Annotated in this window: 21 protein-coding genes, 2 tRNA genes and 3 rRNA genes; 16 read left to right on the top strand and 10 right to left on the bottom strand. The window is 44.2% G+C overall.

From position 1 onward, the window contains the following. Positions 1-9 precede the first annotated feature (9 nt). A complete protein-coding gene (locus AC0VYT_RS12485; protein ID WP_005018397.1) occupies positions 10-648 on the top strand; it encodes a fumarylacetoacetate hydrolase family protein in 639 nt (212 codons plus the stop codon). A gap of 71 nt (positions 649-719) precedes the next feature. On the opposite strand, the gene AC0VYT_RS12480 is transcribed toward AC0VYT_RS12485, so the two are convergent. After that, positions 720-1964, bottom strand: a complete 1245-nt coding sequence (locus AC0VYT_RS12480) for a YihY family inner membrane protein (protein ID WP_005018401.1) — start codon at positions 1962-1964, stop codon at positions 720-722. A 112-nt stretch (positions 1965-2076) separates the two neighbouring features. Here AC0VYT_RS12480 and wrbA point away from each other — a divergent pair, with 112 nt between their 5' ends. After that, positions 2077-2670 (top strand): NAD(P)H:quinone oxidoreductase, encoded by a 594-nt coding sequence (wrbA, locus tag AC0VYT_RS12475; RefSeq protein ID WP_005018403.1) that lies wholly within the window; start codon positions 2077-2079, stop codon positions 2668-2670. Positions 2671-2708: 38 nt separating this feature from the next. Here the strand turns inward: wrbA and AC0VYT_RS12470 are convergent, their stop codons facing one another. From AC0VYT_RS12470 to AC0VYT_RS12460, 3 genes are all read right to left on the bottom strand, one after another. Further along, positions 2709-3284, bottom strand: a complete 576-nt coding sequence (locus AC0VYT_RS12470) for a xanthine phosphoribosyltransferase (protein ID WP_005018404.1) — start codon at positions 3282-3284, stop codon at positions 2709-2711. Positions 3285-3376: 92 nt separating this feature from the next. Further along, positions 3377-4090 (bottom strand): DUF3108 domain-containing protein, encoded by a 714-nt coding sequence (locus tag AC0VYT_RS12465; protein WP_005018405.1) that lies wholly within the window; start codon positions 4088-4090, stop codon positions 3377-3379. A 167-nt stretch (positions 4091-4257) separates the two neighbouring features. Then, positions 4258-4938, bottom strand: a complete 681-nt coding sequence (locus tag AC0VYT_RS12460) for a hypothetical protein (protein ID WP_005018406.1) — start codon at positions 4936-4938, stop codon at positions 4258-4260. A 243-nt stretch (positions 4939-5181) separates the two neighbouring features. On the opposite strand from AC0VYT_RS12460, the gene AC0VYT_RS12455 reads away from it, so the two are divergent. Then, a complete protein-coding gene (locus tag AC0VYT_RS12455) occupies positions 5182-6063 on the top strand; it encodes an energy transducer TonB (protein WP_005018407.1) in 882 nt (293 codons plus the stop codon). A gap of 15 nt (positions 6064-6078) precedes the next feature. On the opposite strand, the gene AC0VYT_RS12450 is transcribed toward AC0VYT_RS12455, so the two are convergent. The 4 genes from AC0VYT_RS12450 to miaB are packed head-to-tail and all read right to left on the bottom strand — an operon-like array spanning position 6079 to position 9632. Next, positions 6079-6501, bottom strand: a complete 423-nt coding sequence (locus tag AC0VYT_RS12450) for a hypothetical protein (protein WP_005018408.1) — start codon at positions 6499-6501, stop codon at positions 6079-6081. A gap of 49 nt (positions 6502-6550) precedes the next feature. Then, on the bottom strand, positions 6551-7030 hold the full coding sequence (gene ybeY / locus AC0VYT_RS12445; protein ID WP_005018409.1) for an rRNA maturation RNase YbeY: 480 nt from the start codon (positions 7028-7030) through the stop codon (positions 6551-6553). An 8-nt stretch (positions 7031-7038) separates the two neighbouring features. Then, positions 7039-8136 carry a PhoH family protein gene (locus AC0VYT_RS12440; protein ID WP_005018410.1) on the bottom strand — a complete coding sequence of 366 codons (1098 nt, stop codon included), beginning with the start codon at positions 8134-8136 and terminating at the stop codon, positions 7039-7041. A gap of 38 nt (positions 8137-8174) precedes the next feature. Then, entirely contained in the window at positions 8175-9632 is a 1458-nt protein-coding gene (gene miaB / locus AC0VYT_RS12435; protein ID WP_005018411.1) for a tRNA (N6-isopentenyl adenosine(37)-C2)-methylthiotransferase MiaB, read from the bottom strand. Between the two features lie 270 nt (positions 9633-9902). On the opposite strand from miaB, the gene AC0VYT_RS12430 reads away from it, so the two are divergent. The 4 genes from AC0VYT_RS12430 (at position 9903) to AC0VYT_RS12415 (ending at position 14207) form a co-directional block, all read left to right on the top strand. Beyond that, on the top strand, positions 9903-11888 hold the full coding sequence (locus tag AC0VYT_RS12430) for a lytic transglycosylase domain-containing protein (RefSeq protein ID WP_005018412.1): 1986 nt from the start codon (positions 9903-9905) through the stop codon (positions 11886-11888). 47 nt (positions 11889-11935) lie between these two features. After that, positions 11936-12592: a ribonuclease T2 family protein gene (locus AC0VYT_RS12425; protein ID WP_005018413.1), complete on the top strand. Its 657-nt coding sequence runs from the start codon at positions 11936-11938 to the stop codon at positions 12590-12592. 201 nt (positions 12593-12793) lie between these two features. Next, positions 12794-13780: a malate dehydrogenase gene (locus AC0VYT_RS12420; RefSeq protein ID WP_005018414.1), complete on the top strand. Its 987-nt coding sequence runs from the start codon at positions 12794-12796 to the stop codon at positions 13778-13780. Positions 13781-13943: 163 nt separating this feature from the next. After that, positions 13944-14207: a DUF2789 family protein gene (locus tag AC0VYT_RS12415; RefSeq protein ID WP_005018415.1), complete on the top strand. Its 264-nt coding sequence runs from the start codon at positions 13944-13946 to the stop codon at positions 14205-14207. A gap of 37 nt (positions 14208-14244) precedes the next feature. On the opposite strand, the gene AC0VYT_RS12410 is transcribed toward AC0VYT_RS12415, so the two are convergent. Both AC0VYT_RS12410 and AC0VYT_RS12405 read right to left on the bottom strand, forming a co-directional pair. Further along, positions 14245-14772 (bottom strand): hypothetical protein, encoded by a 528-nt coding sequence (locus AC0VYT_RS12410; RefSeq protein ID WP_005018416.1) that lies wholly within the window; start codon positions 14770-14772, stop codon positions 14245-14247. Between the two features lie 74 nt (positions 14773-14846). Further along, the gene (locus AC0VYT_RS12405) at positions 14847-15449 is read right to left on the bottom strand and encodes a 2OG-Fe(II) oxygenase (protein ID WP_005018418.1); all 603 of its coding nucleotides are present in this window, start codon (positions 15447-15449) and stop codon (positions 14847-14849) included. 116 nt (positions 15450-15565) lie between these two features. On the opposite strand from AC0VYT_RS12405, the gene AC0VYT_RS12400 reads away from it, so the two are divergent. The 9 genes from AC0VYT_RS12400 to AC0VYT_RS12360 all read left to right on the top strand — a co-directional run bounded on the left by AC0VYT_RS12400 (position 15566) and on the right by AC0VYT_RS12360 (position 25650). Then, positions 15566-16423: a 23S rRNA (adenine(2030)-N(6))-methyltransferase RlmJ gene (locus AC0VYT_RS12400; RefSeq protein ID WP_005018420.1), complete on the top strand. Its 858-nt coding sequence runs from the start codon at positions 15566-15568 to the stop codon at positions 16421-16423. A 49-nt stretch (positions 16424-16472) separates the two neighbouring features. Beyond that, on the top strand, positions 16473-17303 hold the full coding sequence (gene pssA, locus AC0VYT_RS12395) for a CDP-diacylglycerol--serine O-phosphatidyltransferase (protein ID WP_005018422.1): 831 nt from the start codon (positions 16473-16475) through the stop codon (positions 17301-17303). 19 nt (positions 17304-17322) lie between these two features. Further along, entirely contained in the window at positions 17323-18396 is a 1074-nt protein-coding gene (locus tag AC0VYT_RS12390; protein ID WP_005018424.1) for a DUF6670 family protein, read from the top strand. 439 nt (positions 18397-18835) lie between these two features. Continuing rightward, positions 18836-20372, top strand: a 16S ribosomal RNA gene (locus AC0VYT_RS12385). 61 nt (positions 20373-20433) lie between these two features. Further along, positions 20434-20510, top strand: a tRNA-Ile gene (locus tag AC0VYT_RS12380). Between the two features lie 55 nt (positions 20511-20565). Next, positions 20566-20641: transfer RNA gene (locus AC0VYT_RS12375), tRNA-Ala, on the top strand. A gap of 363 nt (positions 20642-21004) precedes the next feature. Next, positions 21005-23894, top strand: a 23S ribosomal RNA gene (locus AC0VYT_RS12370). A gap of 190 nt (positions 23895-24084) precedes the next feature. Continuing rightward, a 5S ribosomal RNA gene (rrf, locus tag AC0VYT_RS12365) occupies positions 24085-24199 on the top strand. Together the 16S, 23S and 5S rRNA genes with 2 tRNA genes alongside form the textbook arrangement of a ribosomal RNA operon. A gap of 173 nt (positions 24200-24372) precedes the next feature. Next, a complete protein-coding gene (locus AC0VYT_RS12360) occupies positions 24373-25650 on the top strand; it encodes a M20/M25/M40 family metallo-hydrolase (protein ID WP_005018426.1) in 1278 nt (425 codons plus the stop codon). The last annotated feature ends 23 nt before the right edge of the window (positions 25651-25673 follow it).

The raw sequence follows: 25673 nt of genomic DNA, 5'->3' as shown, positions 1-25673 counted from the left end.
GGGAAAAGCATGGCTACGCGTCCATCAAAAATTGTCTGTGTAGGCCGCAGTTATGCGGATCATGCCAAAGAGTTGGGGAACGCCGTACCTGACCGTCCGGTACTATTTATCAAGCCGCCAAGCAGCTTGGTTGGACTTGAACAGGGAATTAGCTGGAATCCGGCATGGGGCGACTGTCATCATGAATGTGAACTCAGTTTACGTATAGACCAGCCATTACATAATGAAACTGATCCGCAAGAAGCTTTGAAAGCTGTTGGAGCAGTAACTCTGGGTTTGGACCTCACCTTACGAGAGTTACAAACCGAACTTAAAGGCAAGGGCCAGCCTTGGGAGCGGGCCAAAGCTTTTGATGGTTCCTGTATCTTGGCAGACTGGGTAAGTCTGGAAGAAATAAACGACTGGAAAAATATTCATTATAGCTTACAGGTAAATGAGGCATTACGTCAGGAAGGTGACACTTCATTACTGATTTTTGATATTGGTTATCTGCTTGCAGATATCAGTCAGGTATTTACACTTGAACCCGGTGATGTCGTCATGACCGGTACACCAGCTGGAGTAGCTGCATTAAAATCTGGAGACCGTCTGATCATGACATTAAAAGGTGTTTCCCAAGATTTTACATGGAATACATTTGTTCAATAAGCAGATGGTTTTAAGTGTTAAAAAAGGCCATTTCATATGGCCTTTTTTAAGCATACAGGTAATTTTAAATTTTATTTTCTCTCAAAAATCGTTGAAAGAGGAACAGAAAGTTTGACAGAAAGATAGTCATCACTTTCAATGAGTACGGGACCAAGCTTTTGCATCCATTCATCATCTGGATGAATATTGCCTACATCATTACGTCGTGGCAGTGGATACGGAAGTGCTTTATAGAAGCTCCAGAAGTCAACCTGACTTAGATTACGTACCAGTACATAATCATTATTTTCTGTACGCTTGACCAGATTCTGCTCTTCCAGCATAGCGACATAAGCCGGCCAACGGCCTATTTCCCCACGGCCCAAGATGTTCATAGCTTCTTTTTCAGTAACCGTTTCCCCGAGTTTCTGTTTTCGATAAAACAGATCCAGAACATCCAGCAGCATCAACACCGGATGACGTGTCTGGCCATAGCGAGAATGAAACGCAGTAATCGCAAAACTGACCTCAACCCCTAAAAGTACAATATTCCAAGACAGGTAAATCCATAACAGGAAAATAGGAATTGCGGCAAAGGCACCATAGACAATTTCATAACTGGTGAAATTGGACATAATGGTGCCAAACAAGTTCTTGAGCATTTCAAAAACAATTGCACTGAATACGCCGGCCAGTGCAGCAGCAATCATAGGTACATTGCGGTTGGGTATAGTCCAGTAAATAATAAAGAAACCAGCAATCGTCAATGCAATAGAAAGCAATGACAGGAGAAACGCACCATCCATCTCATAGCCAGCAAAGTTATTGCTTAAAATACTTAAAGAAGCCAGCGCAGATGAGATGACAAAAGCACTGCCAAGCACAATGGGCCCTAAAGAGATAATTGTCCAATAACGCATAAACCCGACAATACCTCCGCGTGTTTCTTTAACACGCCAGATCCGGTTAAACGCGGTTTCAATGGTACTTAACATCATGATGGTTGTGACAAAGAGGAACAGCACCCCGATGACAGTCAGATTACTAGACTTCTCGGTAAAAGCATTGAGCATCTTGTCAAATGCAATCGTGCTTTTAGGCAGAAAATTGCTATAAATAAGCTGCTGCAACTGCTGACGCGCTGGTTCCAAGGCCTGAATAGAGGAAATGATGACCAGAAATACGGTCAGCATGGGCACAATCGCAAAGAGCGTGGTATAGGTTAAAGAACCTGCCAGCTCTCGACAACGGTCTGCTTCAAAACGGCGAATGACAAACAGGATAAACTTGAACCAGGTTTTGTCATAGAACGGAAGCTTCTTCAAAAAATTCAACATAAAAATAAAATCTCGATTTTTTTCATGATCTTTATGTAATTCGTTGTTCCAGCTTAGCAAAAACTTAAAGAAATACCGTATAGTTTTCTTTTTAGCTAAACTCTAAAAGTGTATGCAAGCTTATATTCTTGTTCTTTATTACAGTAAATATGGTTCTACCCGAGATATGGCACATTTAATTGCAAATGGTATCGAAGCCACCGGTATGAATGTAAAGATCCGTACGGTCCCACAATTGGCGACAGTAGTCACAGAAGCTGCACCGAGTATTCCTGCAGAAGGCGATATCTATTGTACGCTAGATGAGCTGGCTAACTGTAGCGGTCTGGCTCTTGGTTCACCTACCCGCTTTGGTAATATGGCCAGTGAGATGAAATATTTCTGGGACCAAACAACCAGTTTATGGCTGAGCGGAGCATTGCATAACAAACCTGCCTGTGTATTTAGCTCGAGTGGTTCTATGCATGGTGGGCAGGAAAGCACTTTACTGAGCATGCTGCCTCCACTTTTCCATCATGGTATGATGATTATAGGGCTTAGTAATGACCATCCGGCGCTCTCAAATACTAAATCTGGGGGCACGCCTTATGGTGCCACACATGTGAGTGGACCACGCCATGACCAAGGGCTGACTCAGGAAGAAAAAGATTTGTGCTTCGCCCAAGGTAAAAGGCTTGGAGAGATTGCTCTTAAACTGCAGCCATAAAAAAGAGCGCTAATGCGCTCTTTTATTGTCAAAGAAGCTTATTCCTGAACAAAAACTATTTTGCCATCTGCTAGTGACTCTACACGGGCTAGTGACTCGACACGATATCCTTTTTCAAGTAAGACATCGCGGCCAGGCTGAAAAGACTTTTCAATTACAATCCCGACCCCAACAACTTCGGCATTGGCTTGATGAATCAGGTCAATCAGACCCAAAGCCGCCTGACCATTCGCCAGAAAGTCATCAATGACCAGTGCGCGGTCACTTGAGTTCAGATGCTTGTTTGAAATCGCAATTGTACTTTCAGTCTGCTTGGTAAATGAAAAAACTTTAGAGCGGTATAAGTCATCTTTTAAAGTCAATGACTGATATTTACGGGCAAAAATTACAGGAACACCCAGTTCTAAACCTGCCATGACTGCGGGAGCGATACCAGATGCTTCAATCGTGATAATTTTGGTGATGCCTGCATCTTTAAAGCGGGCAGCAAACTCTTTACCAATCTGCTGCATCAATACAGGATCAATTTGGTGATTTAAGAACGCGTCCACTTTTAAGACTTGATCAGATAGAACGATACCTTCACTTAAGATTTTCTGTTCTAGTGCATGCACGGGAGAATTCCTCTAGGGGCGGATGCTTTTTCAAGCAAAAGCGTATTTTAAAAAGCATCCGCAAAAATGCAAGCTGAAATTGATCAAATTACTTAATTTGTTGGTCCTTTATAACCTGTTAATAACAGGCCATAGGACGTTTTACCATCTTGATGGGTAACTTTAACCGGTAAGTAATCTAATTTTGGGGCTAGCCAGAAAACTGTATTTCGCTCGGCCTTGTCGTGTTGCATCCGTACTTTAATGGTGCTGAATGTACCATAAGAGGTTTTCACCTGTTCAGTACCTTGCCTAACAAACTTACGGTTTTCCACTTCTTTGGCATCAGCAATTGGATAGGTTGACTTTAAACCTGAGCCTTTTAAATCTTCCCGAATCTGTAATTCGGCATTTAGCTCATCGAGTACCCCAGATTGCCAGGCAAAAGAACGGGACTTATCATCTTTTTGCGTTTTGATAAGTTTAGTGCCCGGATTAAACTGGATACTCATTTTGTCATTATGTACTAAAATTTTGCTGGTCCGGTTAAAGCTGTCAGAGATAATCTTGTTATTGTTAAAACTAAAACGGCTGGTTTCGGTGGCTGATGCAATAGCGCCCGCCTTTGCGGCAAAGGTGTACACCCACTGGTTACCGTTCTTACTTAAAGTCCGGGTCGCTGTACCCATATTCTTACCATTATAAGAAAACTGATAACTGGCTTGAAAGGGACTCATGGCGAGAGCATGACTTGAAAAACCGGAAAATAACAGCGCTGTGGTCATACCAGTCGCTAAGGTCAGGGTTTTAAACAGGGTAGTTGCCATAAGTGTGGGGATCCTTTTACAGAAACAGGTTACATCAAAGAAATATAACTTATTTTTCATCTAGTATTATGCTCTTCAATAATGAAGAAGTAATAGAAATAGGCTACTTAACTGTATCAGTATGTAGGTTTTTCACAGACCAGCTTAAATATAAGATATTTTAAAGTCTATTTTTGTTGAAGTGGCGTCACATGGGTAGCTTCAATATCATTTTCTATTTTCTGCATTTGGGCATCGCGCATAGATTTATGCAGAATAGCCCGCATATTAACATTCCCAACCAGAACCAGTTCTGCTTCACGTAACAGCCCCTGATTTACATTGATTTTATCCAGTGTTTCCAGAACCGAACGGCTTTTGCCCAACCACTGATTCAAATCCAGATATAACAGGTCATCTTTAACTTGCACAATATTAAAACGCTCTAAGATAGAACCTAAAGGGTCTTTTCTTAAAATTTTCTGGTAAAAGAAGAGAGCGGTATTAAATCCGATTTTTATAAATACATTTTTAAATTTGGCCTCAATCACCTGCGTGTCACTGATCTGCTCAAAAATCAGAAGCTGGGTATTTTTATTGAGTTCCATCTGTAGCAGTTTTAAGTCAACAGACAGGGTGGTATATAAACCCTTTACTTCCAAAGTGGCGTACAGTCTGAGCCAGTCATCATGCACATCAGCATGCAAATCCTGCAAAAGTTTAACATTATTGGTGACATAACGTTCAAAAGTGGCATTCAAAAAAACTTGAGACAAGGCAAACTCACGCTCTTCTTCAATAAATCCCTCTGCTTTTTGATATACTTGACGTATACGTTTAGAAATATTGGAAATTAGCGTTCTAGGCATAAAAATGATTCCAGATGGAGAGTTCTTTTTCGTTCAGTTGCAATCTTGACGGGACGTAAGAAAATTTCAAGCTTGAATCCTGCAGTTAGCTGAATTTAATCGCGTCATTTTTAATGTTGAGTATGAAGATTGGTGACTGGGGTGACAAGTCCATAAGTTTAATAATAACTTTGTATTGATGTTATTTTCTACTTCTTTCTAAACCGACTTCAAACCAAAAGAGTCTGGCTGGTAAAAAGTCATATGTTGAAAAAAATAATTTTACCTGGTGGGACAGGTCTGGCTTGGTGGCAGGATCCGATTTTTATGGGTGCTCTGTTGCTGGCTGTCATTTTACATTTGGCGATTTTAACTCTGCATTTTGCAATGCCAGATCCAGAGGCTGCTGCCAGTAAGGAAATCGCTGTCAGCATTCGTCCGAGTTCTGAGCAGGTCAAAGATGCCGACTATCTGGCACAGGCAGACCAGCAGGGTTCAGGCCGCTTCCGAGAGGCTCACCGTATCTCAAGCCAGCTACCGGCCAGTTCACAACAACAAAGTGCGGGTGAGCAGCAGCAGGAGACTTTACAGCAGATGCACCAACAGCCTCAAATACAGTTTGAAGACAAAGTCCTGATGACAATCATGAGCTGGCGCAAAGAAGCGGAGCAGAACCAGCGTAAAAAAGCTTTAGAAGAATTACAGAGCCAGTTTCAGGCTAAGGCAGCAATGGCTGCCAGTCTGGAAGCCCAGTATTTACAGCGTCAGCAGGATTTCAGCCGTCAGCAGCGTATCAAAACGGTGGATGGAATACAGGCCAAGCAGGATGCAGCAGCTGCCTATCTGGACAAGTTCCGTGAAAAAGTTGAACTCTATGGTAACCGCTATTATCCGCAGCAGGCTAAGGCTGAGCGCCTAACAGGAGAAGTGCAGCTTATGGTCATCTTGAATGCTCAAGGCGGGATACGTGCAATCCGGTTATTGGAAAGTTCAGGACATACCATTCTAGATGAGGCAGCCAAGGTTTCTGTACGTAAAGGTGCGCCATTTGGGCGGTTTGATGCAGGTATGAAAGATATTTCTGAACTACGCATTGTACGGACATGGCGATTCGACCCGGCCGAGGCTGAATTCGAAGTAAAATAAATTAAAGGTTTTGTGTTAAGGATTAGAGCTCAGTTTCGGCCGGTAATAAGTTCCCTGCTCACGGCCATCTGCCCAGACAGCTTTGAGTTTTTCATCAGCAAGATAAAGAGAACTTGGGAAAATCTGAAGCTGTTTTAAGAATTTGGCTTCAGGTTTGAGACCGATACATTCTCCGGTTTTCCACCAGATACCTTCTGCATATTGGTCCAGGCTACCGACTGCCAGCATCCATTTAAAATGACCATTTTCTTCCAGTAGCAATTCAGAGCCAACTTCCATGACGCCGCTGAGATAATAATGGCCACTCCATGTTTTATCTTTAGACTGAAACTCAGACTGCGGACAACTGCTTTGCACAGTAACAGGTTGTTCTGCAAAAACTACAGGCATAAATATTGTACTGGTCAACAGAGCAGTAATTTGCATGAGAAGTTTCATAGTTATTATTCCTGCCAGGTTTGTAATTATTAAAATAGCTTACTTTAATTTATTCTTCCTGATAAGGATTATTCAGGCCAAGCTTGGCCAGAATTTCAATTTCCAGTGCTTCCATTTCATCGGCATCTTCATCACTGATTTCGTGGTCATAACCTAACAAATGTAAGGTGCCATGGACCAGCATATGTGTGAAATGCTCTACGGGTACTTTCTGCTGCTCGGCAGCTTCTTGTAATACGACCGGAATACAAATCACCAGATCACCCAAAGGCCGGGCTGCCAGCATGGGTAAAATTTCTTCCGGAATTTCACTCGGGAAAGATAAGACATTGGTAGGTTTGTCTTTCCGGCGGTATTCCAGATTCAGCTGTTGACTTTGATCAAGGTCAACACAGGCAATTCCAATTTCGCAGTCCTGTTTAACGTCAAGATGACGAAGAGTGGTTTCAATCACTTTTTTAAGATAAGCACGTTTGAGCACCAGTTCAGGCGCTACAAACGTTTGTTGCAAAGAGAGACTAAGTTTCAAAATAAACCTTAAATGTTGTCTGGTGTTTCTGATTGATGCTGTGCATCTGCAGCAGTATCATTTTCATTTACAAGTGCTTCTTGACGTGCCTTGCGCTCAGCACGTGCTTCAGCACTCAGCCGGGACTGTTCACTGTCCCAGCCTTCATATGCTTCTACAATTTTTTGTACCAACTGGTGGCGTACTACATCACGTGAATGAAAGCGGGTAATATGAATTTCCTTAATCGGTTCCAGTACCCGCAAAGCATGGGCTAGTCCTGATTGCTGTCCACGTGGTAAATCTACCTGAGTAATGTCTCCGGTAATTACTGCACGCGAACCAAAACCCAGACGGGTCAGGAACATTTTCATCTGTTCTGGCGTGGTGTTCTGTGCTTCATCCAGAATGACAAAAGAATGGTTCAGGGTTCGACCACGCATATAAGCAAGTGGGGCAACCTCAATGACCTGCCGTTCGATGAGTTTGGCAACCTTCTCGAAACCGAGCATTTCATACAGTGCATCATAAAGAGGGCGAAGGTAAGGATCAATTTTCTGGCTTAAATCACCCGGCAGGAAGCCCAGCTTTTCACCTGCTTCTACCGCCGGACGGACCAAAAGAATTCTCTGGATTTCATTACGTTCCAGCATGTCGACTGCAGCAGCAACCGCCAGATAGGTCTTACCTGTACCAGCAGGACCGATACCAAAAGAGATATCACTTTGTAAAATGCGCTGCACATAACGTTTCTGGTTGGCACCGCGTGGATTGATCCGGCCTTTTCGGGTCTGTAACCAGACACTGTCGAGGCCGGTATGTTCCTGCTCGGTATCATCCATCAGCTCGCGCTCGGTCTGACTGCCTTGAATCATCATATGCAGTACATCGGCACTGATCTGCTGCGAAACCTCGGCTTCTTCATGCAGTCGCTGTAACAGGCTTTCTGCCCGTTCAACTGCATCGATTTCACCATCTACAAAGAAGCTATCACCGCGATGGGTAACTTTGACATCCAGACGCTGTTCAATCTGTTTCATATGTCCGTTATAAGCACCTAACATGCTCTTAAGGCGTTCCATAGAAATGCCAGGGAAACTTACTGTACGTCGAATCGCTGCAGTCAAGAGAAATCCTTTAGGTAATTTTTGTCGTTCCCCTTACATTACGCCACGTCAGGCTCAAGATTCAAGAGTTCTCCGTAAACTAAATTTAAAGTTTTAATTTCGGTAATTTCAATCTCGGCAAAACGTCCCACCCAGGCCGGGTCTCCGATAAAGGTAACCAGACGGGTATTATCGGCCGTACCGACTAGCAGGTTCGGATCCCTTTCTGAAATATTTTCAATCAGAACACGTTGAATCGTTCCTTGCATGGCATTTGTTTTTGCAATACTGGATTGCTTGATCCATTGCTGAACACGTGCTAAACGCTCTTTTTTCACTTCTTCCGGTGTATCATCAGCCAGCTCTGAGGCTGGTGTACCAGGACGTTTGGAATAAATAAAGCTATAAGAGTGGTCAAAGTCCATTTCCTGAATAAACTGATAAGTTTCTTCAAAATTCTGATCAGTCTCGCCTGGAAATCCAATAATAAAATCACTTGATAAGTGCATATCGGGACGGACTTTGCGAAGCTTGGCTATTTTTTCAATATAAACATCAATAGTATGGTTACGCTTCATTGCCTGAAGTACGTCATTTGAACCACTTTGTACCGGCAAATGTAGGTGTGAGACCATTTGTGGCAAGTCGCGGTAACACTGAATCAGATCATCATTAAATTCTAACGGGTGTGAAGTGGTATAACGAACCCGACCAATACCCGGAATTTCGGCCACCAGACGCAGCAGGTCAGCAAAGGTACAGATAGTGCCTTCGAAAGTCTCTCCACGATAGCCATTTACGTTCTGGCCAAGCAGATTGATTTCGCGAACGCCTTTTTCTGCCAGACCAGCAATCTCGGCCAGTACATCATCCAGCGGACGTGAAACTTCTTCACCACGGGTATAAGGAACTACACAAAACGAACAGTATTTTGAACAGCCTTCCATGATTGAAACAAAAGCTTTATAGCCTTCTACGCGTGGTTCGGGCAAAAAGTCAAATTTTTCAATATCCGGAAAGGAAATATCGACCAGCTTGATCTTCTCTTTCTTTGGCTTCTCAAGCTGGTCTATATGCTGGTCCAGCATTTGCGGTAAACGGTGCAGGGTTTGCGGGCCAAATACCATATCGACATAAGGCGCACGCTTTTGAATATTATCGCCTTCTTGTGAGGCCACACAGCCACCCACACCAATCACCAGGTCAGGATTCTGGTCTTTTAGCTTACGCCAGCGGCCCAGCTCACTAAACACTTTTTCCTGTGCTTTTTCACGGATTGAACATGTGTTCATCAGCAGGATATCGGCATCAGCCGGATTGCTGGTCAGGATATAGCCATGTGAGTCGCCTAAAAGGTCTGCCATACGGTGACTGTCATACTCATTCATCTGACACCCTTGCGTTTCAATATACAGTTTTTTAACTGGCATATTGTCGGCAGGGGTGTGCTGTGGCTGGGTAACAGTGTTTTCTGAGGCAGCTTTGGCACCATTTGGAATGAAGGTTTGAACCGTCATGTAGGCTCCTAAAGGATAATGATCAGATAACCGGCCTGAATATACATAGATCGACCGGTAAAGGGATTTTTAAGGTCGCACATTTTAACAGTATTTTTAACGAAAGCCCTAAAAATAAATTCAGTTCAGTTTGCGTTGATTTTACAGACAAAATTACTTTTGAATTAATGAGAGGTGAATCATGAGGTTACATAACACAACAGTAGTGATCATAAAGAATAATTAAACTATCGGTCCGGAACTGGGTTTTGCAGCTGGAAAAGGGCGGGTATGCATCTCAAGAAAAATAATTCATTAAGTAAATATGGATTAAAAAACAAAAGTTTTCAGCGCATCTTGCTTGGAAGCTTGATGAGTGTATTCGGTATACATTGTAGCCAGGCTGCTGACGAGCAGTTTAATGATGCCTTAAGGGCTGCCAACGCGGGTAATGTTGCGCTGTTAGATCAGTATCAGGCTGCTATGCAAAATGATGTGCTTGGCTATTATCCGGAATACTGGAAATTAAATACCAATCTGGGTTTTCAGTCGCCTTCAGCAATTATCAGCTTTGCCCAGCGGTATCCACAGGCTGCCATGACTGAGAAACTTGCCGCTGACTATGTAGAAGAAAAAGTAAAACAGGCTGATTATGCCAATGCCCAGCCAGTTTTGGCTTATGTAACCAATCCTGACCGTGCAGAGAGCTGTGCGGTTGCCCAGGTGCGGGCTAAGACTGGCGACCCTCTGGTCTTTGCTGAGTATAAGGATATATGGTTTACTACTGAATCCCAGCCTGATTCGTGTACCGGTTTGGGGCGTATGATGCTAGCCAGTCCATTAATGACTGCCCAAGATCGCCAGCAGCGTTTATGGGGACAACTACGGGCAGGACAGTCGGGTCAGGCGCTGGCAACGGCACAAACTATTGGGCTACCTTTATCATTGGCCCAGCTGAACCAGATTCAGGCTAATCCGCTTAATTATTTATGGTCTGCACCAAAAGCGACTCCAACTGATCATGCTTATCTGATTTTTGCCCTGGGACGTTTGGCCAATAACGAACTGGAAACAGCGTTATCTTCGGTAAAACGCGCGGCTGAGGGTACGCCTGCCGATGTACAACGCTATTTGTATCGCACAGTAGGTTATATTGGCGGTACTACTGTCATGAAGAATAATTTTAATCGGGAAGTCCTGAATGCTTTAGATACCAGCTATGGTTATCCATTTACCCCTGAAGAAGCAGAAATCTATGCGCGACAGGCGATTCGCTTTGGAGCGTGGGAGAGTGTAATCCGTGCTATTGATAGTATGACAGTCACCCAGAAACAGGAAGACCGCTGGCAATACTGGCTGGCCCGTAGCGTGGAAAAACGAAATGACAGTGGTTCACGCCAGACAGCACGAGCTATCTATAGTAAATTGGCCCAGGCAGGCGATGATTATCATAATCTGTTAGCAAAGGATCAGTTGGGCCAAAGGTACAGCAGTGTGCCGGGTAATCAGCAACCTTCTAGCCAAGACATGCAGCGGCTGAACCAGAATATTCATTTTAACCGTGCGTTTACCTTGCGCCGTATTAATGCACCAGATAGCTATATTAATCGTGAGTGGAACTGGGCAGTACGTCAGGCATACCTGAAGCAGGATGATGGTTTATTACTCGCTGCGGCGAAACGTGCTCATGATATGGGATGGTATGATCGGGCAATCTATGCCGCAGAACGTACAGTGAGACAGCATAATTACAGTTACCGTTATGCTACTCCACATCAGGGTACAGTGGTGAGTCATAGCCGCAATGTGGGAGTAGATCCAGCTTGGGCTTATGGACTTATGCGTCAGGAAAGCCGTTTTGTATCTTCTGCACGCTCACATGTTGGAGCTGGCGGATTGATGCAGATCATGCCGGATACAGCACGACTGGTCGCCCGGCAAATGGGCGAGAGTTATAACCCGGCTGCCCTGACTGATATGAATACCAATATCCGCTACGGTACTTATTATCTGTCCATGATACAAAATCAGCTCAGTAATAACCCTGTATTGGCGACGGCTGGCTATAATGCCGGTCCGAACAGGGCTAAGCGCTGGCAGCCTGAATTTCAGAGTCTGACTGCTGATCAATATACGGAAGCCATTCCGTTACTTGAAACCCGTGACTACGTTAAAAATGTCATGGCAAATGCAACTCATTATGGGGTGCTATTGGGGCAAGGACCACAATCTATTCAGAACCGGATGAAAGTAATACCGGTCAGGAATACACCATAAGGGTCCGGTGAATTAATGTGTTACTGCAATTTATAGCTAGTTTTTCAATGAAGAAAATAAGTCTAAAGGCAACCTCTTCTTTTGCAGCTGCCGGATGTGTAACTGCTGTGATCGGGTTGTGTAGTTCTCCGGCCTTTGCTGCACCAGCTTTGCAGGGGTATGTGATGCGTGTGCAAATGACACCGGCAGTATGTGCATTGGACTCATCCAGACAGAAAACCCGCCAGTGTCTGGAAGGGTATTCATTGACGATTGCCGGTTTGCTGCCTGAAACAACAGAAGAAGACTGTACAACCAGTTCTTCTGCAAATCTGTCACCCATTCAGGCAAACGTTGTGTCGCGTATTATGCCGGGTGAAAATAGCCGTGCTCAGTTATGGCATAGCGTAGGAGGGTGTTTGCCGATGAATGCCAGCCAGTATTTCCGTACCATTATTAATTATGCCGAGCGCTTAAAAATACCTGCCGATCTGACCGGCTCAGTCAGTCGTCAAATACAAAATAATTCATTTAAACAGCAGTTTTTAAAACTGAACCCTGCTTTGCCAAATAATGGAATACGCTTTAGTTGTGAAAGTTTAAGAGGCGCACCTGTCTTGACAGAGGTTCAGGTATGTTACCGGGTTAATGGGCAGTATAAACAGTGCTCAAGTGAAGTTGTCTCCAGTTGTCCAGGTAGCTTTACCGTAAAAGGGGCATATTAAACAATTATTTGATGCTTAAAGATAATCTGAAAGTATGAACGGGATTTCATTTATATTTCCTATCAGACTTTAGGGGAAATCCATTCTCTTTTACATGCATCTGTCAGACGATTGGAGTACAATCTTTGCCGTTTATGTTTATTAAGATTAGATAGAACAGCTATTTAATCATTATGACGATCCTCAATTGGAGATAATTACATGAAGCAACCTGTTCGCGTTGCCGTTACTGGCGCTGCTGGTCAAATTGGTTACAGCCTGTTATTCCGTATCGCAAGCGGCGAAATGCTGGGTAAAGACCAACCAGTTATTCTTCAATTATTAGAAATTCCTGTTGAGAAAGCTCAACAAGCGCTGAAAGGCGTAATGATGGAACTAGACGACTGTGCTTTCCCATTGTTGGCGGGCATGATCGGTACTGATGATCCTAAAGTAGCATTCAAAGATGCTGACTACGCACTTCTTGTGGGTTCACGCCCACGTGGTCCTGGTATGGAACGTGCTGACCTGCTTAAAGTGAACGGTGAAATCTTCATCGGTCAAGGTCAGGCGCTTAACGAAGTGGCTAGTCGTGATGTTAAAGTATTGGTTGTAGGTAACCCTGCAAACACCAATGCTTACATCGCAATGAAATCTGCCTCAGATCTTCCAGCGAAAAACTTTACCGCAATGTTACGTCTTGACCACAACCGTGCCTTGACTCAGCTTGCTCAAAAAGCAGGTGTTGCAGTTTCTGACATCGAAAACATGACTGTTTGGGGTAACCACTCTCCAACCATGTATGCTGACTATCGTTTCGCAACTGTGAACGGTGAAAGCTTGAAAGACAAAATCAACGATGCTGAATGGAACAAAGACGTATTCCTTCCAACTGTTGGTAAACGTGGCGCTGCGATTATCGAAGCGCGTGGCCTGTCTTCTGCTGCTTCTGCTGCAAATGCTGCTATCGACCATATGCGCGACTGGGCACTTGGTACAAACGGCAAATGGGTAACAATGGGTATTCCTTCTGACGGATCTTACGGCATTCCTGAAGGCGTAATGTTTGGTTTCCCTGTAACCACTGAAAACGGTGAATACAAAATCGTTCAAGGTCTTGAAATCGACGAATTCAGCCGTGAGCGCATTAACGTAACTCTGAACGAACTTGAAGAAGAGCGCGCAGCAGTTGCTGATATGCTTAAATAATCTATTTTTTAGATTGATAAAAAGCGCCTGTCATAGGCGCTTTTTTTTATAGTCATCTTTAGATTTATCACAAAAGATAACAAGAATACATCGGCCTGTAGCCCTAATTTTCTGCGTATTTGTTAGTTTATAGATTGATGAAATAACAAATAGGAGTCAAGTTATGGTACTCGAACAACAACCCACTTTAGAATTATTATTTGAGCAATTAGGCTTACCTTCAGATGAAGCTTCTATAGACCAGTTTGCAAAAGATCATCAGCTTCCTTCTGATGTAATTTTACCAGAAGCAGATTTCTGGACACAGGGGCAGAGTTCTTTCCTGCGTGAACACTGGCATCAGGATGATGAATGGATTGTGATTATTGACAAGCTGAACCAGATGCTGCACGTTGAAGACGATAAAAATCCTAAGCATCCTGAATAAGAAAAAAGGCTCTTCTGTGAAGAGCCTTTGATTTTAATCAATGAACACGCGACTGAAGCAGTTTCATAAACCAGTCCTCATTACGCATAGCCTGAAAGGCAAAATGTTGTCGTAACGTTTCCCGATCAAACTCTTGAGTCTTGGTATATTTGCTCAGCCAGTGCCGGGTAAGAGCCAATTCATTTTTAGCAACAGATGCATAGCCTAAAATCAGAAAAATTTCACCATGCTCATAATGTGCCAATGGTTTTAAAATCTGCTGGGCAATTAAAGCAAAATGCACTTCACGATTCAATTCAAAGAAAACCATATAAGCTTTAGCTAGCTGAATCGAGAGGTCAAGGTAAACCCTTAACGGCATTTCTTCATATTCCAGGCGGCCTTGTTCAAGAATGACAATAGCTTCCTGCAAGAAATGAATCTGTTCCTGACGATGATTGCTGCGGTTTACCAGTTCCATACGTAACTGCCCACGCTCAAGCGCCAGTTCAGGCGTACTGCATGACAAGAACAATTGATCTGTTTCACCAATGCGGGCTATCAGTTGCTTGGTATCTTCTAGCATTCGCCATTACTCTTATAAATATTAAGTTTATATATGAGGCTGGTTTTACAGATTTAAAGCGACCGGCCCGGCCTTTACCATAACACCAGTCCACTACGTAACCATGCAGTAATAGACAGGCGCTGTTGTTGTGCCTTTAAGACTTCATGCAAAAGATCGCTTTGAAAAATCACTAATCGATTGGGTGCGGGTTCAATAATATGCCAATCCTGATGTACATCCTGTAAGCGCAACTGCCCACCCCAGTGACTCTGCCATTGTTCATGTAAGTAGTAAACGGCAGAAAAAACCCGATCATTTTTTTGTTGGGGATTATCACGGTGTAAAGTATAAAACTCGCCAGCATTATAACAGGCGAAGTGAGCTTCAACTTCACGAATACTGGTAAAGAATGCCCGGTTAAGTGTGATAGCCAGTTGTTGCAAGGTGTTTATATGTTGCTGTGCAATAGGCAAATTCTCATTGATCCATAAAATATGGTCACTGCGGATTTGCGTAACCACTCCGTTTTGAACAGCAGCTTCCCGAAAACGATTAATATTTTCAGTACATTCTTCTACTAAATCATGCAAATAAGCTTGCTCATAGGCCCGATCAATAACTGCAAAACCATGTTGATGTAAATCACTGATCACTTGGTCAAGAGCCCAGGATTGCGGTAGAAAAACGTCTTCCATATCACCTCGAAAAAATAAGGATAAAAAGTAAGGGATTATTTTAGAATAAGAGAAGTTCCTTAAAGAAACATTTTTTCATGCTAAAATGCCTATTGAACTAAGGAATTAATGCAAAAATGAATTACCGTCACCATTTCCATGCAGGCAACTTTGCCGATGTTATGAAACATGTACTGTTGCTGCAATTGTTGACACGCCTGAATAGTAAAGACAAGCCTTATCGTTATATCGATACGCATGGTGGCGCGGGTCAATATGATCTGTCGTCTGCACCTGCACAAAAGTCTGGTGAATTTCTGACAGGTATTCACCGTTTGGTCAAGCTGGATGACTCAGTCAAGCGTAATGCACCAGAAGGCGTACAGCAATACCTGAAACTGGTTGAAAGTATGCGTAGCCAGCAGGGTCAAGGGGCTTATCCTGGCTCACCATGGTTTGCATTACAGGGAATGCGTGATATTGATAAAGCCACAGTGTTTGAAATGCAACGGGATGTATTTCAGCAGTTACGTGACAATATTCGTGATTCACGTGCTGGTCTGCATAAACGTGATGCTTATGAGGGACTACTGGCCGTTATTCCACCGAAAGAAAAACGCGGTCTGGTCATGATTGATCCGCCTTATGAATTAGAACGTAAAGATTTTCCGCAATTGGTAGAGCTTTTACAGAATGCCTATAAAAAATGGCCGACGGGCATATTTGCCGTGTGGTATCCGATTAAGGATCGCGCCATGATTGAGCGTTTTGAAAAGAAAATGATGAAGACCGGTATTCGCCGGCAGCTCATCTGTGAAATCTGTGTATGGCCGGATGACACGCCAGTCGGTTTAAATGGTTGTGGTTTACTGGTCATTAATCCGCCTTGGAAGTTTTCTGAAGATGCCGATGAGGCACTACAATGGTTGTTTCCACATCTGCGCATGCAAGAAATTGGCGGACATGCGGCAGTACGCTGGCTAGTTGGTGAATAGTCTGTGCTTTACCGTAAATTGGATAAGGTCATAGTTAGGACGTATAAGAATGACAAATATACCTAAGCCTGAACGGGATGATAATTCTCACGACTCATTTGATGGAATTACCTTTGAAGTAGTCGAAGAAGAGCATACTCATGAAGGGCAGAAAATAAGGCGTCGTGGAATTTATCTATGGCCGAACCTAATTACAACCGCAGCTTTACTTGCAGGATTCTATTCAATAGTCGCGAGCATGAATGGAGTCTATAGTCAGGCCATTTATGCGATTTTTATTGCTGCGCTTTTAGATGGTCTGGATGGACGGGTAGCACGTGCCATTGGTGCACAAAGTGCTTTTGGTGAACAATTTGACTCATTGTCTGACTTGCTGGCTTTTGGTGTAGCGCCTGCAATGCTCATGTATAGCTGGAGTCTTAATGATCTTGGTCGTATTGGTTTAGCTTGCTGTTTTGTCTATACCGCTTGTGCCGCCTTCCGGTTAGCCCGTTTCAATGTGCAGATCGGAGTAGTCGATAAGCGTTATTTCATCGGGATTGCAAGTCCGTTGGCTGCAATCATTGTGGTTTCATTAATCTGGGTAGGAATAGATTTTCCAGCGATTTTTGATCTGCAGGACCGGGGAATTCAAGCCACCAATGCTGTCCTGATGCTGATTATCGGAATCCTGATGATTTCTAATATCAAGTATTACTCATTTAAACAGATGGATCGCAAACGTGTACCTTTTGCAGTTATGCTTCCTGTTGTTTTGATTCTTGCAGCAATTACGTACAATATACCTGTTGGAATACTGACTGTTTCTATTATTTATGCATTCTCAGGTTTCATTACAACATTTTTGGCCCGAAGACATCAAAGTCGTATTATAACCTAACCAAATCAGGGGGTTCAGTATGGTTAAATTGATTACGTCCTTGAATCAATCACAGCAGCTGAACCCTAAATCATTTTCTAAACTGAACTTGGCTTATCATCCGCCTAAAGGCCGTTTTAAAATTATCCATCAGGGTCTGATTCTACCCAATCTGCCTGCTCCACTTCATTATCTTAATTTTATAAGTATTATCGGGCAGCCCCGAATACCCGTATTTTTTAATCAAAGTGCCATTCTTGAGCAGGCGCTCGATACTGCAACAGTTTTAGTCAGCTCCAGTCCACATATGGTGGGGCAACTTAAAAGTTACTCTATAAAAGAACAGTGCCTTTTTAATTCTGATGATTTCTCCTTTGCAGATATTGATCAAGTATCTGGTGAATTACCTGTATTACGAATCAGACGCCAGTCACCCGAGTTTTCTATAGATTTAAATGTGGTGACTCTGCCTGTTCTTTCTCAATTTATAAAAATAAAATGGGGCTTATTCGAGCACTGGTCTTTGCTTTGCCAGTGTAAAGGCGAAGTTTACTACCAAGAACAGCGTTATTTAATTGAAGGAACCGGTAGCTTTGAATATGCCCGTGCTGCCAATATACCTGTAATTACCTGGTGCTTTTTTACCTATCAGGTCATTAATCTAAGTTCGTCCTTACAAGTTCTGCTTCTGCAAATCCGTAATAATTTTAATCAACTTGTTCAATCACATCTTTATGTGCGTGATATAGCTGGAGACATGAAGCTCCATGATAAAAATGTAATATTCAAAGTAGACCGTGTTTATCCTAAGGTGACTACCCCTAATGGTAAAGAGATGTACTTGCCTAGAGAATTTTCTTGGTGCGTAGAACATGAAGGACAAATATTATTTGAATTGCATGCACAAAGCCGAGGGGACTTCAAATTTGGTTTAGCGGCAGGCTATGTCGGAAGCTTTCGTTATCAGGCTCATTGGGAGGGCGAAAGCTATGAAGGCGAGAGCGGTTATATTGAATATATTGACTGCCGACCTTTGCGTTGGCAGGAAAAAAATGAACAGGATAAAATACTGGATCAGTTAAGTGTGGCTGAGCCGTGTATACTTAAGAAATAGAAAAAATCCGGGTATTTGCCGGATAAATAACCAGCCGATCACTTTTTTATAAAATACCCCTTGCGTTAGGGAATAAATGGCCTATAATGCACATCCATCGGCGGTGATGAAGATTAAAACTTCTGATAAAACAGTAACTTAGTTAAATATAGTTAAGTCGGGTTTTGTTAGACAGATTTAAAATAATCTGAATTACCAGTTGACTTTCTGAAAAGAAAGCGTAATATAGCCGACCTAGCTTGCTGCTGACGAAGCAGTAAGAAGATCATTAAGAGAATATGAAGAACAACTTGTGTGGATTTTTACTGATTGATCGATCGAAATAATTTTCATTGATTGAATGGTAGAAATTTCTCGAAGTTTATTTGAGTAAATTTTTAGTCAGAAGATTAATGAGCCAGAATTGGTACCTTGTCTATAAATAAGGTACAAATGATTTTAACTGAAGAGTTTGATCATGGCTCAGATTGAACGCTGGCGGCAGGCTTAACACATGCAAGTCGAGCGGATGAAGGTAGCTTGCTACCGGATTCAGCGGCGGACGGGTGAGTAATGCTTAGGAATCTGCCTATTAGTGGGGGACAACGTTCCGAAAGGAGCGCTAATACCGCATACGTCCTACGGGAGAAAGCAGGGGACCTTTGGGCCTTGCGCTAATAGATGAGCCTAAGTCGGATTAGCTAGTTGGTAGGGTAAAGGCCTACCAAGGCGACGATCTGTAGCGGGTCTGAGAGGATGATCCGCCACACTGGGACTGAGACACGGCCCAGACTCCTACGGGAGGCAGCAGTGGGGAATATTGGACAATGGGGGGAACCCTGATCCAGCCATGCCGCGTGTGTGAAGAAGGCCTTTTGGTTGTAAAGCACTTTAAGCGAGGAGGAGGCTACCTAGATTAATACTTTAGGATAGTGGACGTTACTCGCAGAATAAGCACCGGCTAACTCTGTGCCAGCAGCCGCGGTAATACAGAGGGTGCGAGCGTTAATCGGATTTACTGGGCGTAAAGCGTGCGTAGGCGGCCAATTAAGTCAAATGTGAAATCCCCGAGCTTAACTTGGGAATTGCATTCGATACTGGTTGGCTAGAGTATGGGAGAGGATGGTAGAATTCCAGGTGTAGCGGTGAAATGCGTAGAGATCTGGAGGAATACCGATGGCGAAGGCAGCCATCTGGCCTAATACTGACGCTGAGGTACGAAAGCATGGGGAGCAAACAGGATTAGATACCCTGGTAGTCCATGCCGTAAACGATGTCTACTAGCCGTTGGGGCCCTTGAGGCTTTAGTGGCGCAGCTAACGCGATAAGTAGACCGCCTGGGGAGTACGGTCGCAAGACTAAAACTCAAATGAATTGACGGGGGCCCGCACAAGCGGTGGAGCATGTGGTTTAATTCGATGCAACGCGAAGAACCTTACCTGGCCTTGACATACAGAGAACTTTCCAGAGATGGATTGGTGCCTTCGGGAACTCTGATACAGGTGCTGCATGGCTGTCGTCAGCTCGTGTCGTGAGATGTTGGGTTAAGTCCCGCAACGAGCGCAACCCTTTTCCTTATTTGCCAGCACTTCGGGTGGGAACTTTAAGGATACTGCCAGTGACAAACTGGAGGAAGGCGGGGACGACGTCAAGTCATCATGGCCCTTACGGCCAGGGCTACACACGTGCTACAATGGTCGGTACAAAGGGTTGCTACACAGCGATGTGATGCTAATCTCAAAAAGCCGATCGTAGTCCGGATTGGAGTCTGCAACTCGACTCCATGAAGTCGGAATCGCTAGTAATCGCGGATCAGAATGCCGCGGTGAATACGTTCCCGGGCCTTGTACACACCGCCCGTCACACCATGGGAGTTTGTTGCACCAGAAGTAGGTAGTCTAACCGCAAGGAGGACGCTTACCACGGTGTGGCCGATGACTGGGGTGAAGTCGTAACAAGGTAGCCGTAGGGGAACCTGCGGCTGGATCACCTCCTTAACGAAAGATTGACGATTGGTAAGAATCCACAACAAGTTGTTCTTCATGACGATGTATCTGAGGGTCTGTAGCTCAGTTGGTTAGAGCACACGCTTGATAAGCGTGGGGTCACAAGTTCAAGTCTTGTCAGACCCACCACTACTGACGAAAGCAGTAATGCAGAAAAACAGATATGTTGACTTATTGATAAGCTGGGGACTTAGCTTAGTTGGTAGAGCGCCTGCTTTGCACGCAGGAGGTCAGGAGTTCGACTCTCCTAGTCTCCACCACGAATCAAACATGATTTGATTCGAAGCTAAAGATTACAGAATTTAGTAAATGGAAGGTTCAAGAATCCTGGTTTATTAACTTCTGTGATTTATCACAGTTGACTGCAGTCCGACGAGGATGCAGTGAATCATTAACAGATTGGCAAATTTGAGTCTGAAATAAATTGTTCAACTCATTCAATAGACGTTACAGGGTAACCTGTTAACTAACGTAGATTGAACTGAGAACTAGCAAATTAACTGAATCAAGCGTTTTGGTATATGAATTTAGATTGAAGCTGTACAGTGCTTAAATGCACAGTACTCTAAACTGTAATGTTGAAGTTGCTCCTTGTAGGTAACGTCGACTGTTTGGGGTTGTATAGTCAAGTAATTAAGTGCATGTGGTGGATGCCTTGGCAGTCAGAGGCGATGAAAGACGTGATAGCCTGCGAAAAGCTTCGGGGAGGCGGCAAATATCCTGTGATCCGGAGATGTCTGAATGGGGAAACCCACTTACCATAAGGTAGGTATTGCATGATGAATACATAGTCATGCAAGGCGAACGAGGGGAAGTGAAACATCTCAGTACCCTCAGGAAAAGAAATCAATTGAGATTCCCTCAGTAGCGGCGAGCGAACGGGGATCAGCCCATTAAGTTATGTGTGTTTTAGCGGAATGCTCTGGGAAGTGCAACCGTAGAGGGTGATAGTCCCGTACACGAAAGGGCACACATAATGATGACGAGTAGGGCGAGGCACGTGAAACCTTGTCTGAATATGGGGGGACCATCCTCCAAGGCTAAATACTCCTGACTGACCGATAGTGAACCAGTACCGTGAGGGAAAGGCGAAAAGAACCCCTGTGAGGGGAGTGAAATAGATCCTGAAACCGCATGCATACAAGCAGTGGGAGCACCTTCGTGGTGTGACTGCGTACCTTTTGTATAATGGGTCAGCGACTTATATTCAGTGGCGAGGTTAACCGAATAGGGGAGCCGTAGAGAAATCGAGTCTTAATAGGGCGTCTAGTCGCTGGGTATAGACCCGAAACCGGGTGATCTATCCATGAGCAGGTTGAAGGTTGGGTAACACTAACTGGAGGACCGAACCCACCGTCGTTGAAAAGCCGGGGGATGACTTGTGGATAGGGGTGAAAGGCTAATCAAACTCGGTGATAGCTGGTTCTCCCCGAAAGCTATTTAGGTAGCGCCTCGGACGAATACCATTGGGGGTAGAGCACTGTTTCGGCTAGGGGGTCATCCCGACTTACCAAACCGATGCAAACTCCGAATACCAATGAGTACTATCCGGGAGACAGACTGCGGGTGCTAACGTCCGTAGTCAAGAGGAAAACAATCCAGACCGCCAGCTAAGGCCCCAAAATCATAGTTAAGTGGGAAACGATGTGGGAAGGCATAGACAGCTAGGAGGTTGGCTTAGAAGCAGCCACCCTTTAAAGAAAGCGTAATAGCTCACTAGTCGAGTCGGCCTGCGCGGAAGATGTAACGGGGCTAAAACTATGTGCCGAAGCTGCGGATGCACATTTATGTGCGTGGTAGGGGAGCGTTCTGTAAGCCGATGAAGGTGGATTGAGAAGTCTGCTGGAGGTATCAGAAGTGCGAATGCTGACGTGAGTAACGACAAAACGGGTGAAAAACCCGTTCGCCGAAAGACCAAGGGTTCCAGTCCAACGTTAATCGGGGCTGGGTGAGTCGACCCCTAAGGCGAGGCCGAAAGGCGTAGTCGATGGGAAATTGGTTAATATTCCAATACTTCTGTGTAATGCGATGAGAGGACGGAGAAGGTTAGGTCAGCCTGGCGTTGGTTGTCCAGGTGGAAGACAGTAGGCATGCATCTTAGGCAAATCCGGGGTGCTCTATGCTGAGAGTCGATAGCAAGCCAGTTTACTGGCGAAGTGGCCGATACCATACTTCCAAGAAAAGTCTCTAAGCTTCAGTTACACAGGAATCGTACCCGAAACCGACACAGGTGGTCAGGTCGAGTAGACCAAGGCGCTTGAGAGAACTCTGCTGAAGGAACTAGGCAAAATGGTACCGTAACTTCGGGAGAAGGTACGCTGCTGATGGTGATAGGACTTGCTCCTTGAGCTGTCGGCAGCCGCAGAAACCAGGCCGCTGCAACTGTTTATTAAAAACATAGCACTCTGCAAACACGAAAGTGGACGTATAGGGTGTGATGCCTGCCCGGTGCTGGAAGGTTAATTGATGGGGTTAGCGTAAGCGAAGCTCTTGATCGAAGCCCCAGTAAACGGCGGCCGTAACTATAACGGTCCTAAGGTAGCGAAATTCCTTGTCGGGTAAGTTCCGACCTGCACGAATGGCATAATGATGGCGGCGCTGTCTCCAGCAGAGGCTCAGTGAAATCGAAATCGCTGTGAAGATGCAGTGTACCCGCGGCTAGACGGAAAGACCCCGTGAACCTTTACTGCAGCTTGACACTGAACTTTGACCTTACTTGTGTAGGATAGGTGGGAGGCTTTGAAGTAGGGACGCCAGTTCCTATGGAGCCATCCTTGAAATACCACCCTGGTAATGTTGAGGTTCTAACTCTGACCCATAATCTGGGTCGAGGACCGTGTCTGGTGGGTAGTTTGACTGGGGCGGTCTCCTCCTAAAGAGTAACGGAGGAGTACGAAGGTGCGCTCAGCGTGGTCGGAAATCACGCGTAGAGTATAAAGGCAAAAGCGCGCTTAACTGCGAGACCCACAAGTCGAGCAGGTACGAAAGTAGGTCTTAGTGATCCGGTGGTTCTGTATGGAAGGGCCATCGCTCAACGGATAAAAGGTACTCTGGGGATAACAGGCTGATACCGCCCAAGAGTTCATATCGACGGCGGTGTTTGGCACCTCGATGTCGGCTCATCTCATCCTGGGGCTGAAGCAGGTCCCAAGGGTATGGCTGTTCGCCATTTAAAGAGGTACGCGAGCTGGGTTTAGAACGTCGTGAGACAGTTCGGTCCCTATCTACCGTGGGCGCTGGAAATTTGAGAGGATCTGCTCCTAGTACGAGAGGACCAGAGTGGACGAACCTCTGGTGTACCGGTTGTGACGCCAGTCGCATCGCCGGGTAGCTATGTTCGGAAGGGATAACCGCTGAAAGCATCTAAGCGGGAAGCCTACCTCAAGATAAGATTTCCCCGTGACTTTATGTCACCTAAAGAGCCGTTCAAGACCAGGACGTTGATAGGTTGGATGTGGAAGCATAGTGATATGTGAAGCTGACCAATACTAATTGCTCGTGAGGCTTGACTATACAACACCCAAACAGTTGTATACAAAGCATCAATCGATTCATAAATATGCAATATCCCTTGATTCAGCCTGATGCTGGAACATACAATTCAGACCCAGATCTGCCCTCTGTTAATAACTCATTTGGACTAAAGTACGGCATATACTGCACCGCAGTTAAATCAGACCCGAACAAGTCCATCAACAGTTGTGCTGGCGACCATAGCAAGAGTGAACCACCTGATCCCTTCCCGAACTCAGAAGTGAAACCTCTTAGCGCTGATGGTAGTGTGGGGTTACCCATGTGAGAGTAAGTCATTGCCAGCTCATTATTCTAAAAAGCCCCCTCATATGAGGGGGCTTTTTTTTATGCGGAGGGTTTTATATAAAATAATAATTACTTTTAATAAATAAATTATTATATTGATTTTTCACTTATTTAAACTTCAGCTTGTGAGCTGTATTTATAAAGCAGATAAATTGATAGGGATTATTATTAAATGAAAAGACAATTAAAATATGGCATAGGTATAGGTGTATCACTTTTTATTTGTACTTCAATCAGTCATGCCGCCTCAGCTCAAGAATTAATAAAAGTAGCTGAGTCACAAAAGCAGCATTTTTTAAATACTTTAAAAGACTTAGTAAATATTGAGTCCAGTAGTCGCGATATAGAAGGGCTGAATATAATTGCAAAGCAGGTAGCCCAACAACTTAAAAATACGGGTGCTCAAGTAGAAATTATTACTAATCACGATATTTATCGTATGGATGATACGCCCGAGCAAGTGGGACCAGTTGTGAAAGCAACCCTTAAAGGTAAGGGGCAAACTAATATTATGCTAATTGCGCATATGGATACAGTTTATCCAAAAGGCTCGTTAGCAAAACAGCCATTTCGTATTGAAGGTGATAAAGCATATGGCTTGGGAATCATTGATGACAAGCAGGGAGTTGCATCGATTATTCATATTCTGTCTATACTTAAAAAATTAAACTATCAGGACTACGGCACCATAACAGTATTGATGAATTCAGATGAAGAAATCAGTTCGCCAGGTTCCCGTAAACTGATTAGTAAAATTGCTCAACAGCAGGATGTCATATTTTCATTTGAGGGTGGGGGAACAGATGGAAGTTTACGCTTGGCTACCAGCGGTATTGGCGCTGCCTATTTAGAGGTTAAAGGTAAGGCCTCTCATGCGGGCGTCAAGCCTGAAGATGGGGTAAATGCATTAACTGAGCTTTCTCACCAGATATTACAGCTGCAGGATCTGTCTGATGCTAAAACAGGTTTAAAATTAAACTGGACAGTTGCTACAGCTGGCAAAACCCGTAATGCAATACCAGAAGAGGCTCAAGCCCAGGCAGATGTACGTGCCTTAGACAATGCCGATTTTAAGAAAGTTGAAAGAATATTGGCTGAGCGGATAAAAAATAAAAAATTAAAAGACAGCCAAGTGGCAGTTAAATTTGAATTGCGCCGGCCTCCTTTATCTGCAAGTGAGCAAGCTCGATCAATTGCCAAGCAGGCCCAACAAATTTATTTGCAAGAATTCAAACAGCCATTAAATATTCTAACTGAGGCAACAGGTGGAGGGACAGATGCTGCCTTTGCTGCGCTGGATTCCAAAGCAGCAGTCATCGAAGGAATGGGAGTTTCAGGATATGGAGCCCATTCCAATCAGGCCGAATATATTCTGGTAGAAAGTATTGTTCCACGTTTATATATGGCTACTCGGCTCATTATGGATATTTCAGAGCAGAAAAATAAATAGTTTTATATAAGACTAGAGTAAAG

The organism is Acinetobacter sp. QJM3NY_42, from assembly GCF_056173745.1.
The sequence above is the reverse complement of the archived record's forward strand: the minus strand, read 5'-3'. Positions and strand labels throughout refer to the sequence as shown.